Annotated in this window: 20 protein-coding genes and 1 pseudogene; 9 read left to right on the top strand and 12 right to left on the bottom strand. The window is 60.5% G+C overall.

Going from position 1 to position 16649, the window contains the following annotated elements:
• Positions 1-63: 63 nt before the first annotated feature.
• Positions 64-363 (bottom strand): YciI family protein, encoded by a 300-nt coding sequence (locus LOY35_RS21755; protein WP_258627016.1) that lies wholly within the window; start codon positions 361-363, stop codon positions 64-66.
• A 1-nt stretch (position 364) separates the two neighbouring features.
• Positions 365-961 carry a septation protein A gene (locus LOY35_RS21750; protein ID WP_258627014.1) on the bottom strand — a complete coding sequence of 199 codons (597 nt, stop codon included), beginning with the start codon at positions 959-961 and terminating at the stop codon, positions 365-367.
• A gap of 87 nt (positions 962-1048) precedes the next feature.
• On the opposite strand from LOY35_RS21750, the gene LOY35_RS21745 reads away from it, so the two are divergent.
• From LOY35_RS21745 to rluB, 5 genes are all read left to right on the top strand, one after another.
• Positions 1049-1912: a PHP domain-containing protein gene (locus tag LOY35_RS21745; protein WP_258627012.1), complete on the top strand. Its 864-nt coding sequence runs from the start codon at positions 1049-1051 to the stop codon at positions 1910-1912.
• A gap of 13 nt (positions 1913-1925) precedes the next feature.
• On the top strand, positions 1926-2555 hold the full coding sequence (locus LOY35_RS21740) for an L-threonylcarbamoyladenylate synthase (RefSeq protein WP_258627010.1): 630 nt from the start codon (positions 1926-1928) through the stop codon (positions 2553-2555).
• A gap of 132 nt (positions 2556-2687) precedes the next feature.
• The gene (locus LOY35_RS21735; protein WP_258633706.1) at positions 2688-3386 is read left to right on the top strand and encodes a ScpA family protein; all 699 of its coding nucleotides are present in this window, start codon (positions 2688-2690) and stop codon (positions 3384-3386) included.
• Positions 3387-3397: 11 nt separating this feature from the next.
• Positions 3398-4342 (top strand): SMC-Scp complex subunit ScpB, encoded by a 945-nt coding sequence (scpB, locus tag LOY35_RS21730; protein ID WP_258627009.1) that lies wholly within the window; start codon positions 3398-3400, stop codon positions 4340-4342.
• Positions 4343-4622: 280 nt separating this feature from the next.
• Positions 4623-5840, top strand: coding sequence for a 23S rRNA pseudouridine(2605) synthase RluB (gene rluB, locus LOY35_RS21725; protein ID WP_258627008.1), 1218 nt, complete (start codon positions 4623-4625; stop codon positions 5838-5840).
• 231 nt (positions 5841-6071) lie between these two features.
• On the opposite strand, the gene LOY35_RS21720 is transcribed toward rluB, so the two are convergent.
• Positions 6072-7037 (bottom strand): leucyl aminopeptidase, encoded by a 966-nt coding sequence (locus LOY35_RS21720; RefSeq protein WP_258627007.1) that lies wholly within the window; start codon positions 7035-7037, stop codon positions 6072-6074.
• Between the two features lie 91 nt (positions 7038-7128).
• On the bottom strand, positions 7129-7266 hold the full coding sequence (locus LOY35_RS21715) for a hypothetical protein (RefSeq protein WP_042729498.1): 138 nt from the start codon (positions 7264-7266) through the stop codon (positions 7129-7131).
• Between the two features lie 633 nt (positions 7267-7899).
• Between LOY35_RS21715 and LOY35_RS21710 the strand changes: the two genes are divergently transcribed.
• Together LOY35_RS21710 and arfB are read left to right on the top strand one after the other, a co-directional pair.
• Positions 7900-9309 (top strand): amino acid permease, encoded by a 1410-nt coding sequence (locus LOY35_RS21710; protein ID WP_258627006.1) that lies wholly within the window; start codon positions 7900-7902, stop codon positions 9307-9309.
• A 211-nt stretch (positions 9310-9520) separates the two neighbouring features.
• Positions 9521-9934 carry an alternative ribosome rescue aminoacyl-tRNA hydrolase ArfB gene (arfB, locus tag LOY35_RS21705; RefSeq protein ID WP_258627005.1) on the top strand — a complete coding sequence of 138 codons (414 nt, stop codon included), beginning with the start codon at positions 9521-9523 and terminating at the stop codon, positions 9932-9934.
• Between the two features lie 46 nt (positions 9935-9980).
• On the opposite strand, the gene LOY35_RS21700 is transcribed toward arfB, so the two are convergent.
• The 6 genes and pseudogenes from LOY35_RS21700 to LOY35_RS21675 form a co-directional block, all read right to left on the bottom strand.
• Complete coding sequence (locus LOY35_RS21700; RefSeq protein ID WP_258627004.1) at positions 9981-11180, bottom strand: MFS transporter; 1200 nt, start codon at positions 11178-11180, stop codon at positions 9981-9983.
• A gap of 92 nt (positions 11181-11272) precedes the next feature.
• Positions 11273-11467, bottom strand: coding sequence for a hypothetical protein (locus LOY35_RS21695; RefSeq protein WP_258627003.1), 195 nt, complete (start codon positions 11465-11467; stop codon positions 11273-11275).
• Positions 11468-11542: 75 nt separating this feature from the next.
• Entirely contained in the window at positions 11543-11686 is a 144-nt protein-coding gene (locus LOY35_RS21690; protein WP_167355718.1) for a hypothetical protein, read from the bottom strand.
• A 126-nt stretch (positions 11687-11812) separates the two neighbouring features.
• Positions 11813-11995 (bottom strand): annotated as a pseudogene (locus LOY35_RS21685) (magnesium transporter CorA); the annotation flags it as partial.
• Positions 11996-12078: 83 nt separating this feature from the next.
• Positions 12079-12390, bottom strand: coding sequence for a PepSY domain-containing protein (locus tag LOY35_RS21680; protein ID WP_258627002.1), 312 nt, complete (start codon positions 12388-12390; stop codon positions 12079-12081).
• A gap of 225 nt (positions 12391-12615) precedes the next feature.
• Positions 12616-13743: a glycerophosphodiester phosphodiesterase gene (locus tag LOY35_RS21675; protein WP_258627001.1), complete on the bottom strand. Its 1128-nt coding sequence runs from the start codon at positions 13741-13743 to the stop codon at positions 12616-12618.
• 238 nt (positions 13744-13981) lie between these two features.
• Here LOY35_RS21675 and LOY35_RS21670 point away from each other — a divergent pair, with 238 nt between their 5' ends.
• Positions 13982-14308, top strand: a complete 327-nt coding sequence (locus LOY35_RS21670) for a DUF2025 family protein (protein WP_258627000.1) — start codon at positions 13982-13984, stop codon at positions 14306-14308.
• A 258-nt stretch (positions 14309-14566) separates the two neighbouring features.
• Here the strand turns inward: LOY35_RS21670 and LOY35_RS21665 are convergent, their stop codons facing one another.
• Positions 14567-14881 (bottom strand): antibiotic biosynthesis monooxygenase, encoded by a 315-nt coding sequence (locus LOY35_RS21665; RefSeq protein ID WP_258626997.1) that lies wholly within the window; start codon positions 14879-14881, stop codon positions 14567-14569.
• Positions 14878-15588 (bottom strand): CTP synthase, encoded by a 711-nt coding sequence (locus LOY35_RS21660; RefSeq protein WP_258626993.1) that lies wholly within the window; start codon positions 15586-15588, stop codon positions 14878-14880. The genes LOY35_RS21665 and LOY35_RS21660 overlap by 4 nt, the downstream gene beginning before the upstream one ends.
• Positions 15589-15602: 14 nt before the next feature.
• Between LOY35_RS21660 and LOY35_RS21655 the strand changes: the two genes are divergently transcribed.
• The gene (locus LOY35_RS21655; RefSeq protein ID WP_258626990.1) at positions 15603-16550 is read left to right on the top strand and encodes a LysR family transcriptional regulator; all 948 of its coding nucleotides are present in this window, start codon (positions 15603-15605) and stop codon (positions 16548-16550) included.
• Positions 16551-16649: the final 99 nt, after the last annotated feature.

The raw sequence follows: 16649 nt of genomic DNA, 5'->3' as shown, positions 1-16649 counted from the left end.
GGCGAACGAGAACAATGAGCAATTGAATGCGATGAGCCGCGCAGACTCATCGCATTCGAGGATTTACGGCAGGACTTGCTTGAACGGCTTGACCACGACATTGGCGTAGACGCCAGCGGTCACGAACGGATCGGCTTCGGCCCAGGCCTGCGCGGCGGTGAGGGATTCGAACTCGGCCACGATCAGGCTACCGCTGAAACCCGCGGCGCCGGGGTCGTTGCTGTCCACCGCCGGGTGCGGGCCGGCCAATACGACACGGCCCTCGGCCTTGAGTTGCTGCAGGCGCTCCAGGTGCTCGGGGCGAGCGGCCAGGCGTTTTTCCAGGGAGTTGGCGACGTCGGTGGCAATGATTGCGTAGAGCATGTCAGTCCTCGGTTTTTTGCGTGGAGGTGTCGGCATCGTGCAGATGACGGGACAGGTAGATGCCCTGGCCGATCAGGAACAGCAGTGTCATGCCCAGGCTGCCGAAGACCTTGAAGTCGACCCAGTAGTCCTGGAACGTGAACGCTACGAACAGGTTGGCGCCGCCGCAGAACAGGAAGAAGGCGATCCAGGCGATGTTCAGGCGGGTCCAGATCACGTCCGGCAAGCTGACGGCATGGCCCATGATGCGCTTGATCAGCAGGCTGTCGCCGATGAAATGACTGCCGATAAAGGCCAGGGCGAACAACCAGTTGACCACCGGCGCCTTCCACTTGAGGAAGGTATCGCTGTGGAAGGCCAGGGTCAGGCTGCCGAACACCAGGCAGGCGATCAGGGTCAGCCACTGGCTTTTTTCCAGCTTGCGCTGGGAGATGAACAACGCGCCGTAGACCACCAGGGAACTGATGATGAGCACCGCGGTGGCGCTGTAGATACCGCCTACAGTCAGGGACTGACCGGCAATGTCGACGGTGCGTGGGTCAAGTTTATAGGTGATGAAAAACAGCAGAAGCGGGATGAAGTCGATGAATTGTTTCACAGTGGCAGCCAGAAGCAGGATGTGGCGGCATAATAACAAACATCCTTGGCCGCGATAGGGCCAGCTGATTTGAGGTAACAACCCCCTGTGAATGTTGATTTGCACTGCCATAGCACGGCCTCCGATGGCGCCCTGGCGCCTGCGATTGTGGTAGCGCGGGCGTTCGAGCACGGCGTGCGAGTCCTGGCCCTGACCGATCACGACACTCTCGAAGGCCTCGATGAGGCCCGTATTACGGCGACAGCGTTGGGCATGCAACTGATCAACGGCGTCGAATTGTCCTGCACCTGGGGCGGGGCGACCATCCATGTGCTGGGCTACGGTTTCGATGTCGATGCGCCGCCACTGGTCCAGGCCATCGCCCAATTGCGCGACGGCCGCTGGCTGCGTGCCGAGGAGATCAGCCGCAAGCTGGCCCTCAAGGGCATGCCCGGTGCGCTGGAGGGGGCCCGGCAGATCCAGCAGGAGTTGGGTGACAGCGGAAATGCACCGGCCCGGCCGCACTTCGCCGACTGGATGGTGCGCGAAGGTTTCGTCAAGGACCGCGCCGAAGCGTTTCGCAAATGGCTGGGGGCCGGCAAGCTGGGGGACGTCAAGCAGCATTGGCCTACCCTGGAACAGACGGTTGAAACCCTGCGGGCCGCCGGGGCCTGGGTCAGCCTGGCGCATCCCTGGCACTATGATTTCACCCGTAGCAAGCGTCGTCGCCTGATAGCCGACTATATTCAAGCAGGGGGCCACGCCATTGAGGTGGTCAATGGCCATCAGCCGGCCGAGCAGGTCGGCAGCCTGGCGATTCTGGCCCGGGAGTTCGGCCTGCTGGTCACCGCCGGCAGTGATTTCCATGGCCCTGGAGGCTGGTCCGAGATCGGCGAATACCGTCCGTTACCCGAAGATCTGCCACCGCTTTGGTGTAGATTCAAACATGATCTTGTTACCGACGCCGTCTGAACAGGTAGAACACGTGAGTCAATTTTTCCAGATTCATCCGGAAAACCCGCAAGCGCGCCTGATCAAACAGGCGGTGGAAATCATTCGTGGTGGTGGCGTGGTGGTCTATCCCACCGATTCCTCTTATGCCATCGGCTGCCAGATCGGCGATAAGAATGCCGTGGAACGGGTCAGGCGCCTGCGTCAGCTGGACGACAAGCACAACTTCGCGCTGATCTGCAGTGACCTGTCGCAACTGGGCCTGTTCGCCAAGATCGATACCGGCACCTTCCGGCTGCTCAAGGCCCATTTGCCGGGCCCCTACACCTTTATTCTCAACGCCACCCGCGAAGTGCCGCGACTGTTGCTGCACCCGAAGAAACGCACCATCGGCCTGCGGGTACCGAGCCACCCGATTGCCCTGGCGCTGTTGGCGGAACTGGGTGAGCCGTTGATGAGCGTGACGCTGATCATGCCCGGTGAAACCGATCCCCTGACCGATCCCTACGAAATGCGTCAAATGCTCGAACATCAGGTCGACCTGATCATCGACGGCGGTTACGGCGGCATGAAGGCTTCCACTGTAATCAACCTGGCCGACGGCGAGCCGCAGGTGGTGCGCGTCGGTTGCGGCGATCCGGCACCATTCCTGGTCGAGGCCTGAATGTCCGCCGTGGAAGCCGTGGTGGACAGCGTAGACAGCCAGGCCGGCGCCCAGCAGGAACTGCCGTTCGCCATGGTCTATGGCCAGGCGGTCACCGAAATGCCCCTGGACCTGTACATTCCGCCGGACGCCCTGGAGGTGTTCCTCGAAGCTTTCGAGGGCCCGCTCGACCTGCTGCTGTACCTGATCCGCAAGCAGAACATCAACATTCTCGACATTCCCGTGGCGGAAATCACCCGCCAGTACATGGGCTATGTCGAGCTGATGCAGTCGGTGCGCCTTGAGCTGGCGGCCGAATACCTGGTGATGGCGGCCATGCTGGCCGAGATCAAGTCACGGATGCTGTTGCCGCGCTCGGCCGAGGTCGAAGCGGAGGAAGACGATCCCCGTGCCGAACTGATCCGCCGTTTGCAGGAGTACGAGCGCTTCAAGGGCGCCGCCGAAGGCATCGACGGCTTGAGTCGGGTCGGGCGCGATGTGGTGGTGCCCAAGCTCGATGCTCCCGAGGCGCGAGCACGCAAGTTGTTGCCGGACGTGAGCCTGGAAGAGTTGCTGATGTCCATGGCTGAGGTCCTGCGAAGGGGCGACATGTTCGAAAGCCACCAGGTCAGCCGCGAAGCGCTGTCCACCCGCGAACGCATGAGCGACGTGCTGGAACGGCTCAAGGGCGGCGCTTTCGTGCCCTTCGTCGAGCTGTTCACCGCCGAGGAAGGTCGGTTGGGGGTGGTCGTCACCTTTATGGCGATTCTGGAACTGGTCAAGGAATCCTTGGTCGAGCTGGTGCAGAATGAGCCGTTCGCAGCGATCCACGTGCGGGCACGAGCCGAATAACGAGCAAATCAATGAATCTGACTGAACCCCGCGAGCTGGCCCCGTTGCTTGAAGCTTTTTTGTTGGCCTCGGGAAAGCCGCAATCGATGGAGCGCCTGTTCGAGCTTTTCGAAGAAGGCGAGCGGCCGGAGCCGGCCGTGTTCAAGAAAGCCCTGACCCTGCTGGGCAAATCCTGCGAGGGGCGGGCCTTCGAACTCAAGGAAGTGGCTTCCGGTTATCGCTTGCAGATCCGCGAGAAATTCGCGCCTTGGGTCGGACGCCTGTGGGAAGAGCGGCCCCAGCGCTATTCCCGCGCCATGCTCGAAACCATGGCCTTGATCGCCTACCGCCAACCGATCACCCGTGGCGAGATCGAGGACGTGCGGGGCGTGGCGGTCAACAGCCACATCGTCAAGACGTTGCTTGAGCGTGAGTGGATCCGGGTGGTCGGCTACCGCGACGTGCCAGGCAAACCGGCGATGTTCGCCACCACCAAGGCCTTCCTCGACCATTTCAACCTGAAAAACCTCGATGACCTGCCACCGTTGGCCGAATTGCGAGAGTTGGAGCCCGAGCCGATGCTTGAGTTCGACGACGCCCCGGTACCCCAGGGGTTGCAAGACCTGGCCGATGCCAGTGCCGAGCCGGAGGAGCCGAAGGAAGAAACCAGTTTCCATTCGTTGCTGCTGGAGCTGGACACCATGGAGGAGGGGCTCAAGACCGATTTCGACGACTTGCTGCGTGACGGTTCGGAACCTGAGGGCGAGACGCTTGACCACGAAGTTGAACCCGCGGCCGAGCCTGAGCCCGAAGAGGACGTGCTTGGGGTTGCCGAAGCCCGGGAAAAACTGCTGGCCGCCGTGGCAGCCCTTGAGCCACACACAGCCGAGCCTGAAGCTGAGCTGAGCGACGAAGAAGCCGAAGCCCGGGCGCTGGCTGAAGCGATTGAAAACGAACGTCGCCAGTTTGAGGATTGATCCAGCTGATATCGCAATCCCCCTGTGGGAGCGAGCCTGCTCGCGATAGCGGTCGTTAATCTTGCATCAATGTTGGGCATGCTGCCGCCATCGCGAGCAGGCTCGCTCCTACAGGGGAATGCTGCGACGGTAGACCACCGATCGGCGGAAAACCCACTGAACACCCATCGATCAACTAGTCTCTGATGCGCAAACGCCTCAACGGGCGTATGATTCGCGACCCTTTGGCGAACCTTGCGCCGAACGACCCTTTTCAAGACCACACCGGGAGGTGCCCAGCATGAAAGACCAAGACCAGAACGACAGCCACGAAATCGGCCCCGCAGGCGAGAAACTGCAGAAAGTCCTCGCCCGCATCGGCGTCGGCTCGCGCCGCGACGTGGAAGCCTGGATCACCCAGGGCCGGATCAAGGTCAACGGCAAAGATGCCACCTTGGGCCTGCGCGTCGACATGCACGACGCCATCACCATCGATGGCAAGGTGATCAAGCGCGAAGAGGCCGCCGAAACGGTGCGCCGCGTGATCATGTACAACAAACCCGACGGCGAGATCTGCACCCGTGACGACCCGGAAGGCCGTCCGACCGTGTTCGACAAGATGCCGCGCCCGAAAGAAGGTCGCTGGATCAACATCGGCCGCCTCGACATCAACACCACCGGCTTGCTGATGTTCACCACCGACGGTGAGCTGGCCAACCGCCTGATGCACCCGTCCTACGAGATGGACCGCGAGTACGCCGTGCGTGTACGCGGTGAAGTCGACGACGAGATGATCGAGCGCCTGAAGGCCGGCGTCGTGCTGGAAGACGGCCCGGCGCGTTTCACCGACATCAAGCAGGCGCCCGGTGGTGAAGGTTTCAACCACTGGTACCACTGCGTGGTGATGGAAGGTCGCAACCGTGAAGTGCGTCGTCTGTGGGAATCCCAGGGGCTGGTGGTCAGCCGTCTGAAGCGCGTGCGTTTCGGCCCGGTGTTCCTCAACTCCGACTTGCCGATGGGCCGCTGGCGCGAAATGAGTCAGAAGGAAGTCGACATCCTGTCGGCCGAGGTCGGCCTCACGCCTGTGGCAATGCCGCAGATGACCGCCAAGAGCAAGGACAAGCTGGAGCGGATGCAGCGTAAATCCTCGCGCCCGATGGGCAAGACCGAGCGCGTGCGGACCTTGCGTCCGGCGGCTGAGGGCGCTACGCCTGGCCCACGTGCTCCCCGCGAGCCGCAGATCGAAGGCGAACGTCCGGCCCGCAAGCCGGGGCCTCGTCAGGATGGCGAACGTGGCCCACGCACGCCGCGCCCGGCCAATGGCCGGACCGAGCGTGGCGAAGGTCGCGGTACGCCGGTGGCTGAACGCCCGGCCGACGTCAAGCGCCCGGCCAAGCCGACCTCGAAGAAGCGCCCGGCCATCACTTTGGTGGATCGTGATGCGCCGTCGGGCAAGCGTCGTGGCGCGCCGGCGGGCTCGGGGCAGCGTCCTGGGTTTGGGCGTCGCAAGCCGGAGTGAGGCAGCTTTGAGTTTCTAGCTGCAAGCGGCAAGAAAAAACGCCAACCGTAGGGTTGGCGTTTTTTTTTGGTCTGGCTTTAGTGATGAGGTGTAGCTGAGACCGCCATCGCGAGCAGGCTCGCTCCCACAAGGGACAGTGGCGAACACCAGTTTTCCATACGCTGGAGATCAAGTGTGGGAGCGAGCCTGCTCGCGAAGGGCCAGTAGCTCCACCATCAGTCCCCCAGAAGGCTAAAGCACAAACCGCCCATCAAACATCGGCTCATTATCCAGCGCCAGCACACCGCTCTCGAAAATCAGATCCAGGTGATGGCTGCCCTTGGCGCCGCCACCGAGCCCCAGGTGCAGGCCGCAATGGCGCTCCTCGAACCCGGCATTGCGGGCATACAGGCTCTTGACCCCTTCGTTGGTGCCGATGCCCAACTCCTCGATGCGCCGGTTGGACGGATTGGCGTCCAGGTAGCGGTTGAAGTCGTGTTCCAGGCCCGGCACCTCGGTGGCGATTTTCTGGATGGTGGAGTCCTCGATCCACAGCTCCAGCGGCGACTGCAGCACGCCATATTTGCGGGCGAACGGGATGGTGCTCAGGAATGTGCCGACGAAACTCACCCGGCCATTGATGGTGTCGCTGTGGGTGGCGATTTCACCGGGGGCCAGGTCGTAGTTGCCGAGGCCGTTGATGTCGGTCCACTTCTTGACACTGTCCAGGGCCGTGTCGAAGTACGAGCCATGCTCGTCCTGGAAGCTCAGCGTGCTTGCCTGTGACATGCGCCGGATGAGATGACTGTTGAGCCCGGCGATACGTTGCGGGATGACGCTGAAGGTGTCGTAGAAATATTCGCCGTAGTCCTTGAACAACAGCGATTTCTTCCAGTTGTCCGCCATCACGCCTTGCAGGGCGCGGACGAAGTCCGGACCGTCAGGCCGTGGGTTGGGCAAAGTGGAAGAGTCGTAGAAGAAAATGTACAGATCGCTGTCGGCAATGGCCTTGGACAGGCGCTCGGTGGGTTCAAGATCCAGGCGCATGGCACTGAATCGGAAGGGTGAGGCGTTGCCGGCTTGTTCGGCAATGGCACCGGTCAGTGCTTCGTAGTCGGCGGTGTGGCCGAGCAGTACCTTGGCGGGCTGGATGCCGACCAGGGCGGGGTGGTGTTCGAGGTAGTAAAGGAAATGTGAGATGGCTCGTTGAGTGTCCATACTTGTTTTCTTCCCTGATGAATGAGCGTCCCGGACAACCTGCTAGAAAGTGGCGGAGCCGACCGGCCGGATCAACTCCGCCGGGTTGCGCTTACAGAGGCCACATCGCCGTGCCGAACGGAACGACGGCGTCGGCTTGCATCATTTCAACGGCGGCTTCATGGGTTGGCGCTTCAAACCATTCGTCCAGTTGCAGTTCGGTTTCCAAGTCTTTGTCCAGTGTTTGCATAGTGAATCTCCTAGATGACTTTTACGGAAAGTTGCGGGTAATCCGGTGAGTGGAAGCTGACCGCATCAGGCCCCGCAAGGCTTGCCGGCACGACGCCTGGGCAAGTCGCTAAAACCTAGTCGACGGGTTTTTGGAATGCAAAAAATAATTTCATTTTTTTGAGATGAACTTTTTGTTCTATTTTTTGCGAGGTTTTTTGCTTATAAAAAACAGCTACCTGCAGGATTTATTGCTTAGGAAGCTTCCTACCGTCAATTTGCAGACGGCTTACAGAAAATTCCTACTTGGAAAAATTTCGTTACGCATCGTAAAGGAATGCTGACAAAAAGCGTGCGCGCGCCCGGTTTGAAATTCCCTTCCCTGTGGATGTAAGAAAAAGCTTCCAGCAGACCCTTCATGCGGCGTGTCAGCGGGTGTTGGCCGGCTTGTTTCCAATCCGTCGGGAGGGTCAGATGCGCCTCATGCCTTGTCAGGGTGTCTGGTGGCCAAGGGTCGGCGGTGTACAATGCGCCGCGTTTTACTGTGACCCTTCGCGTACCCACGCATCTTCAAGGTTATCCGCCTTGCTCATTCCGCCACGTCACAAGCGTGTCGGGTTCGATTTCGTCACAGATAAAAACAAACAGGTGACGCATGACCGGTGTAAATACAGGCGAGCTTAAGCGCGGCCTGAAAAATCGACATATTCAATTGATCGCCCTCGGCGGCGCGATCGGTACCGGCCTTTTCCTGGGCTCGGCGGGAGTGCTGAAATCAGCCGGCCCGTCGATGATTCTGGGTTACGCCATCTGCGGCTTCATCGCCTTCATGATCATGCGCCAGTTGGGCGAAATGATCGTCGAAGAGCCGGTGGCCGGTTCTTTCAGCCATTTTGCCCACAAGTACTGGGGCGGTTTCGCCGGGTTCCTGTCGGGTTGGAATTGCTGGATTCTGTATATCCTGGTGGGCATGTCCGAGCTGACCGCCGTGGGCAAGTACATCCATTACTGGGCACCGGATATTCCGAGCTGGGCCTCGGCGGCGGCGTTTTTCATCCTGATCAATGCCATCAACCTGGCCAACGTCAAGGTCTTCGGTGAAGCCGAGTTCTGGTTTGCGATCATCAAGGTCGTGGCGATTGTCGGCATGATTGCCTTGGGCAGCTACCTGCTGGTCAGTGGCCACGGTGGTCCACAAGCTTCGTTGACCAACCTGTGGTCCCACGGTGGGTTCTTCCCCAACGGCGTGAGCGGCCTGGTGATGGCGATGGCAATCATCATGTTCTCCTTCGGTGGCCTGGAAATGCTCGGCTTCACCGCCGCCGAGGCCGACAAGCCGAAAACCGTGATTCCCAAAGCCATCAACCAAGTGATCTACCGGATCCTGATTTTCTACATCGGTGCCCTGGTGGTGCTGTTGTCCCTGACCCCGTGGGACAGCCTGCTGGCCACGCTCAATGCCTCCGGCGATGCCTACAGCGGCAGCCCGTTCGTGCAGGTGTTCTCGATGCTGGGCAGCAACACGGCGGCGCACATCCTCAATTTCGTGGTGCTGACCGCCGCGCTGTCGGTGTACAACAGCGGCACCTACTGCAACAGCCGCATGCTGCTGGGTATGGCCGAGCAGGGCGATGCGCCCAAGGCCCTGGCCCGGATCGACAAGCGTGGCGTGCCGGTGCGTTCGATCCTCGCCTCGGCGGCGGTGACGCTGGTGGCGGTATTGCTGAACTACCTGATCCCGCAACATGCGTTGGAGCTGCTGATGTCGCTGGTGGTCGCGACCCTGGTGATCAACTGGGCGATGATCAGCTACTCGCATTTCAAATTTCGCCAGCACATGAACCAGACTCGCCAGGTTCCGCTGTTCAAGTCGCTGTGGTACCCCTACGGCAACTACATCTGCCTGGCGTTCGTGGTATTCATCCTGGGTGTGATGCTGATGATTCCCGGCATCCAGGTTTCGGTGTATGCGATTCCGGTGTGGCTGGTGTTCATGTGGGTGTGCTACGTGATCAAGAACAAGCGCAGTGCCAAGCATGAATTGACCTTGGCGGCTGCCAAGTAGGCGTCCTTGAGATACCCAAACCCGGCCGAGTGCCGGGTTTGTTTTTTCTGATTCACCCCCTGTGGGAGCGAGCCTGCTCGCGATGGCGTCGGGTCAGAAGCGTCAATGGTGGCTGGCACACCGCAATCGCGAGCAGGCTCGCTCCCACAGGGGTTGAGCGTTGTTCCTGGGATTCGGGGTATTCTGTGGGGCCTGATACCGGACGCTTTCCATGCTGGCGATTTCCAACAACGTGCACATTCCCGATGCCGAGATCGAGCTGACGGCCATCCGCGCCCAAGGCGCCGGGGGGCAGAACGTGAACAAGGTCTCCAGCGCCATGCACCTGCGCTTCGACATCCCTGCGTCGTCACTGCCCGAGTTCTACAAGGAGCGGCTGCTGGCCCTGCGTGACAGTCGCATCACCAGCGACGGCGTGTTGATCATCAAGGCTCAGCAATACCGGACACAGGAACAGAACCGGGCCGATGCGCTGGAGCGTCTGGCCGAGCTGATCCTCAGCGCCACCAAGGTCGAGAAGAAGCGCCGCCCGACCAAGCCGACCCTGGGTTCGAAGACGCGTCGCCTGGAGTCCAAGAGCAAGCGCGGCTCGATCAAGGCCGGGCGGGGCAAGGTGGACTTCTAGTGGCCTGTACAATTAATTCGAGTACTCGAATCAACCGTACAGGCCACTAGCTTTTGTCCCGTTCCTCGCGATACCTCGGCGCTTGCCGGTACAGGTAGATGCTCAACGCCAGGCCACCGAGCGCTGCCAATGCCGCGAACAGGAAGATTGAGGCAAAGCCAAACCCCGCCGCAATCGCGCCGGCCAATGGTCCGGTGATCCCCAGCGACAGATCAATGAACAACGAGTAGGCGCCCACCGCCGCCCCACGGCTGGAGGCCGGTACCAGGTTGACGGCCTCGACACCCAGCGCCGGAAATACCAGCGAAAAACCGAAGCCACTCAACGCTGCGCCCGCCAGTGCCCACTGCGCATCCGGTGCCAGCCATAAAAGCAACAAGCCAAGGGTTTCCACCGACAGGCAGGCAATCGCCACCCGAAAGCCCCCCAGGCGATTGATCAGATTGCCGAACACCAGGCGCGCGCCGATGAAGCAGGCACCGAACAGGCTCAGGCACAGCACCGCGTTGTCCCAATTCCGGGTCGCGTAGTACAGCGTAATGAAGGTGGCGATGGTGCCGAAGCCGATGGAGCCCAGGGCCAGGCCGCTGCCATGGGGCAGGACGCGGCCTAGCACATGTATGAATGGCAGGCGTTCGCCGACGACGATGGGCGCCGCGGTTTTTGGCCAGGCCAGTGCCACCCCCAGCACGGCCAGCAGGATGATGCTGACGCCCATGCTCCACAGCCCCAGGGATTTGACCAGCCACACCCCCAGCGGCGCGCCTATCGCCAGCGCGCCATAGCTGGCGATGCCGTTCCAGGAAATCACCTTAGCGGTATTCGCGGCGCCGACCCGGCCGATGCCCCAGCCAATCGAGCCCGAGCCCACCAGGCTTTCCGCGCTGCCCAGCACCAGGCGACCGATCAGCAGGCTGGTCAGGCTCAAGGTTGGCAGGTCATGGGTCCAGGCGGATGCCAGCATGAACACGCCGCTCAACCCGCACCCGGCGAGGCCGACGATGACGGCGCGCTTGCTGCCCAGGTTGTCGATGATCTTGCCTGCGTAAGGGCGGCTAAGAAGGGTGGCCAGGTACTGGACGCTGATCACCAGCCCGGCGATCACCGCGCCAAAACCCAACTCGCCATGGACGAACCCGGGCAGCACGGCCAGGGGAATGCCGATATTCAAATAGCCGATGAAGGTGAAGAGGACGATGGAAACGACTTGCAGCGTGACCGCCAGGGGGCGCTGGGAATCTGACATGGGAAAAGGTCCACGGAGCAGCAGGATAGATAGGCTGCTTATGATAACGGCGCGCGTGGGGGGAAGCGTAGAAAGGTAAAACTATTTGCCTGTCAGCCGTCGTTTTGCCCGGCGACCAGGTGTGTGGTGACCAACGCGGCGAGGGCGTTTTCCTCGGTGCCGAAACGGGCCAGCAGCGTGGCTTGTTTCTCTGGTGAAAGGCGCGTCCAGATCTCGACCATTTTTTCAGTAGTGCCGATCAGCACACTGGCCTGGGCTTCGCTGAAGGAGGAGGTGTCATCGGTCATGGTACGGGCTCGGGATTCAGGCAGTGTGGAAAGCGCATCTTAGCGCTTTCCACACGGTCTGGTGCTGCTGATGGATCAGTCTTCGCTGTCGGCCTGATGGCGTTCAGTGGCTTCTTTGGGCTCGGGTTGCCGGGCGTCTGGTTGCCCTCCGGCCTGTAGCGTGGTCGTCTGCTCAGTGTCGTGCAGGCTTGGGAAGGGGAGATTAGGAATCTCGTGCATATCGCGCTCCTCGCAAAGTCTGTTGGTAGATCTGGTAGATCCTCGCTTTCATAAAGCCCAAGCAGGATACCGCAGGAGAGATGACAAAAAGACTTTTAAATTCTGCCGTACCGACAGATGGGATTGTCTGGTGGTCTGTACGGTGAGTTTGGGGGCGAGCTCTTCCTGCAACAGCTTGATTCGTTCGCCCAGCGCGGTGAGGTCGTTGATGATCAGGGCGCATTCCTCGGTGGATCTGCGCCGCTCCTTGACGTCTCTCATCCAGCGCTCGCAGGCGGCATGGGCCAGATCAAGGATGTTTGATGGTTTTGTGAAAGTAGCGTGATGCGGAAGCGTTTTTATAAGCACAATAAAAAGCCGCGCAACCTGAGGGTTGCGCGGCTATTTTTTAATCAATGGTCTTCTTTGTTTTCAAGTACTTTGCCAGTGGTGGCGTCGAGCTCAATGTCAAACTCTCTGCCATCGGGGTAACGCACTTCAACTTCATATTCGTAACCGTTGAAGCGCTTCTCCAGATCAGGGGTGCCGACGGTCGCTCCTGGGTGCAGTTTCTCGACTATTTGCTTCAGTTCTGCCATCGATTTGATCTTGCCTTCTTTGACCAGTTGAGGAACCTGGTCAGGCCGAACATCATCATCCGCTTGGGCCAGGCCGGCAGTAAGGGTCAGGGCAGCGGCAGTGAACAGGGCAGTCAAAGTTTTCATAAGGTCTTTCCTTGGGTGTGTCGTTTAAGTGGGATCAGATTAACCGTGGCAACTTAATTCACCCTTAATTCGAAAAAACCTTTGCGCGGGACTGCTGAAGTAAGGTTTGTTGGGGCAAGAACTGTGAATGCCTGTGGGAGCAAAGCTTGCTCGCGATGTGGGCAGTGCGGTTTAAGTACAACCGCATTATCGTTCGTCGCGAGCAAGCTTTGCTCCCACACTTGATCAATAACCGTTCTTTTCCAGCAACTGCGTCACACTGCCAGTTTCGGGGCGCTTGAAATACTTGAGCAGTTCACTGGCCCGGTTGGTGAAAATGCCATCCACGCCGGCATCCATCACTTTCTTGAAGTCCACCGGCTCATCCACAGTGTAGACATGCACCAGCAAACCCTGGTCGTGGGTGTACTGGTTCATCCATGGCTGCACCAGGTCTGCATAACTCTGGCTGCCGCCGTGGGTCAGCGCGGCGGACGGTCCGGTGCCGATGGCGCCCTGGGCCTTGGCGTACTGGACCCATTTTTCGAACTCGGCGCGGTCCTTGGGTTGCTGCTTGGCATAGTAGGCTGCCTTGTCGGTTTCACCGGAGTCGGCAAATGTCACCTTGGACTTGGGCTCGATGTTGCCTTCGCCCACCCACAACAACAGCACCTTCGGTACCTTCGGCATTTCCTTGTGCAGCAGTTCGAGACTGTTCTTTTCGAAGGTCTGCAAGACCACCTTGCCCTTGCCCTGGCCTACACCGGTAGCGCTCTTGGCCAACTTGGACCCGGCCGGACTCAGCCAGCCGCGGTCCTGCAGTTTATTCTTCAGGTCGCGTTCGATGCCGGGGAACAGTGTCGGCTCCTTGGTTTCGATGTACAGCCCCGGTTTGTGCTGCGGATTACTCTCGGCGATGTTGATGACTTCATCGAGGGTCAGGATCTTCAGCCCCGCGAACCCAGGGCGCGCACGGTCCGGGTAGGCGGTGTTGAACCAGCTGCCGGCATCGAGGGTCTTGAGCTCGGCCATGGTGAATGCGTTGGCGCTGCTGTCCTTGCGCTCGGGAAACTTGGTCGCGACGTCCGTGGTGCGCAGCAGGCTGTCATCGTGCAGGACGAACAGCACGCCGTCCTTGCTGCGTTGCAGGTCCAGCTCCAGGTAATCGGCGCCGAGGTCGCGGGCCAGCTTGTAGGAGGCTGCGGTGGATTCCGGTGCATCGAACGAAGCACCACGGTGGGCGATCACCGCCGGGTGGGGGATCCCTTGGCGGGTGGCCAAGGCCTTGGGGTTCGGCGCCTCGGCGGCCTGTGTCTGACCGAAGCCGAGCACCAGGCTCAACATCAACGCGCTACGGGTAAAGGTGACGGGCATGCTCGAGATCCTTTCGTCGTTGGGCAAACCTATCTTTTAACAACTGAACGCTCTGAGCGCTATCGCCAGACCGACATAAACCTGTGGGAAACAGATTTTTCCCACGCCTTTGCAGGCAGGTTTGCAGTACCCTTGGCCGCAGCAGTTTCCCCGGCAGAGGGAAACCTGAAACCGTTCGCTTGCCCTGCGTGTAAACCATCGATCAGACGTCCTGCGGGACGCATCCATGAGGTTTACCATGCGTACCACTTCAACCTTCATCTGCCAGGCCGCCGACCAACTCAAGGGCTTTGTCGGCCTGAACCGCAAGACCGGCCAGTACATCGTGCGCTTGGGCGAAGACGCCTTCGGCATGGACGTGGCCGACGACGGCATCATCCCCACCTGCGAGTTCGTCTGGGTAGCTGTCACGGACGGCACCATGACCCTCAAGCGCGAGCGGATCCAGTTGCTGCTGGAGCAGAACATCGACGATCGCATCAACCTAACCGAACCTTTGCGGGTATACATGGCACGCAGCGACCTGCCGGAAATCGTCGCGATACGGCAGTTGGTCGAGGGCTGATTCCTTGCCGCAAATCCTATGGGAGCGAGCCTGCTCGCGATGGCGTCGGCACAGTCGGCATGGATGCAGGCAGACCCACCGCTATCGCGAGCAGGCTCGCTCCACAGGGGATTTGTGGTGGGCATGATTCGGGTGCGCGACGCTGAACAAAGTGTGGGAGCGAGCCTGCTCGCGATGGCGTCGGCACATTCAAGGTGGATGCAAACTGATCCACCGCTATCGCGAGCAGGCTCGCTCCCACAGGGTTTTTGGTGGATGTCAGGACTGGCGTTGGAACGCGTAATCCCTTTCGACCTTGCACACCCTGGTATGGCAATGGGCATACCAGGTAGAACGGCCACGCTCGCGGATTGCGCTGTGTTCGGGATGTTGCTTCCAGGCCAGGATCGCCGCTTCGCTGCTCCAGTACGATACGGTAATGCCAAGGCCTTCTTCACCCCGGGCCGATTCGATGCCGAGGAATCCTGGCTGCTCTCTCGCCAGCGCCACCATACGCTCGGCAGCTTCGGCGTAACCCTGATCTCCTTCGGTGCGCAGGGAGGTGAAAATCACGGCGTAATACTGACTGCTCATGGCAGCTCCTTCGCACACGCTTCGACAAAGGCCTTGACCAATGGCGGCACGCGATCTTCCAGCGCTGCGCGTTCAGGTTGGAACAGGGTCGCGACAAAGAACGGATGATCCCGCAGTTCCACCGCTCGCAGCTCGCCGGCCGAATCCCGGGCCACGGCCCGCAAACGGTCGCTCAGCAAATCCCGCTCAAACGCTGGATTGACTCCAAAGCGACACTGATAACCTTCGAACACTGTCTGGCGGCCATAGGCCTCGGCAATCAACGACTGTGCATCAAGCTGAAGACTGTCGATGGTTTCGATCAAGGCACAGCTCAGCGGCGTCAATAGCGCCCGTTCTGCCTCGGGGGAGGTTTCGCCGTGGGCCGCATCGGTCCAGCCCATCACGTGGCGCGCGTATTCCAGCACGGCGTGCTGAAACCCACCGCAGGTGCCCAGGAACGGACGACGCTGTTCGCGGGCAAAGCGAATGGCGTGCAAGGCGCCGTTTTCGTTTCGGTAGGGGCTGCCGGGTACGCACCAGATGCCGTCGAAGTCGTCCAGAGGGGTATCTCCGGCGATCAGATCGGTCGCCAACCATTGAAAGCTGATGCCATGGCCGGTTTGCCTGCTGACGAGATCAAGTGCAATGGGAATGGCCCGATGGGCCGTTATTTGCGGATCGTGGTCGCCGATCAGGGCGATGTGCAAAGGACGCTGGATTTCCATGGAAGGCTCGCCGCTTGTTGATTCCTGGCCGCCACTATAGATTGGCGGCCACGCACTCAATATTGGCGTTTATCCAAGTGTTCAATGCAGCGACGCAATATCGTCTGGAGTATCCCGATCTCTCTTTGATCCTGGCGCTGGTCCGTGGCGGCTCGCTGGCTCGGGCGGCGCGGTTGCTGGATGTGGATGTGTCTACGGTGTTCCGCTCGGTACGCCGGCTCGAGGCGGCCCTGGGCCAACCCTTGTTCGAAAAAAGCCGTGCCGGATATTTGCCCACGAGCCTGGCCCAGACGCTGTCCGAACAGGCCGAGCGCGCCGAGCAGGCCCTGGAGGCGGCACGTATCGGTGTGGAGCAGGGCGGTGAGGTGGTCACTGGCACCGTGCGCCTGACCTGCACCGACTCGGTCCTGCAAGCGTTGCTGCTGCCCGCACTGGCGCGGTTCATGCCGGCCTATCCGGCATTGACCCTCGAATTGAGCACCTCGAACGATTTTGCCAACCTGAGTCGTCGCGATGCCGACATTGCCTTGCGCCTGACCCGCACGCCGCCGGAACATCTGGTGGGGCGGCACCTGGGCGATGTCGTTTACCGGGTCTGCGGAAGTCCGACCTATCTGCCTGGTGCGAATCTGGATGACTTGGCATCCCTGACCTGGATCGCGCCGGATGACTTCCTCCCCGATCACCCCACCGTGGCGTGGCGGCGACAACACCTACCCGGCGTGATGCCTGCCTATCGCTGCAACAGCATGCTCTCAGTCGCCGAGTTGGCGCGGGCCGGCTTGGGCGTTGCCGCGTTGCCAGACTTTCTGATCGGTGAAGGCCAGGGCCTGATTCCCTTCGGCGAACCGCTGGAGGGATATGACACGGCGCTTTGGCTGCTGACACGGCCAGACTGCCGCGCCTTGCGTTCGGTGGTGACACTGTTCGACGAGTTGGGGCGCAGCTTGCGGCAGCGCTGATGTTTCACGAGTGGAGAGTAGAAGGTGATCGCCACGGTTATAGTGCCTTCAGCACCAGCCCAGGCGGAGAACATCACGATGGCGAACCCTTACCAACCC

The organism is Pseudomonas sp. B21-028, assembly GCF_024749045.1.
Lineage (GTDB): Bacteria > Pseudomonadota > Gammaproteobacteria > Pseudomonadales > Pseudomonadaceae > Aquipseudomonas.
The sequence above is the reverse complement of the archived record's forward strand: the minus strand, read 5'-3'. Positions and strand labels throughout refer to the sequence as shown.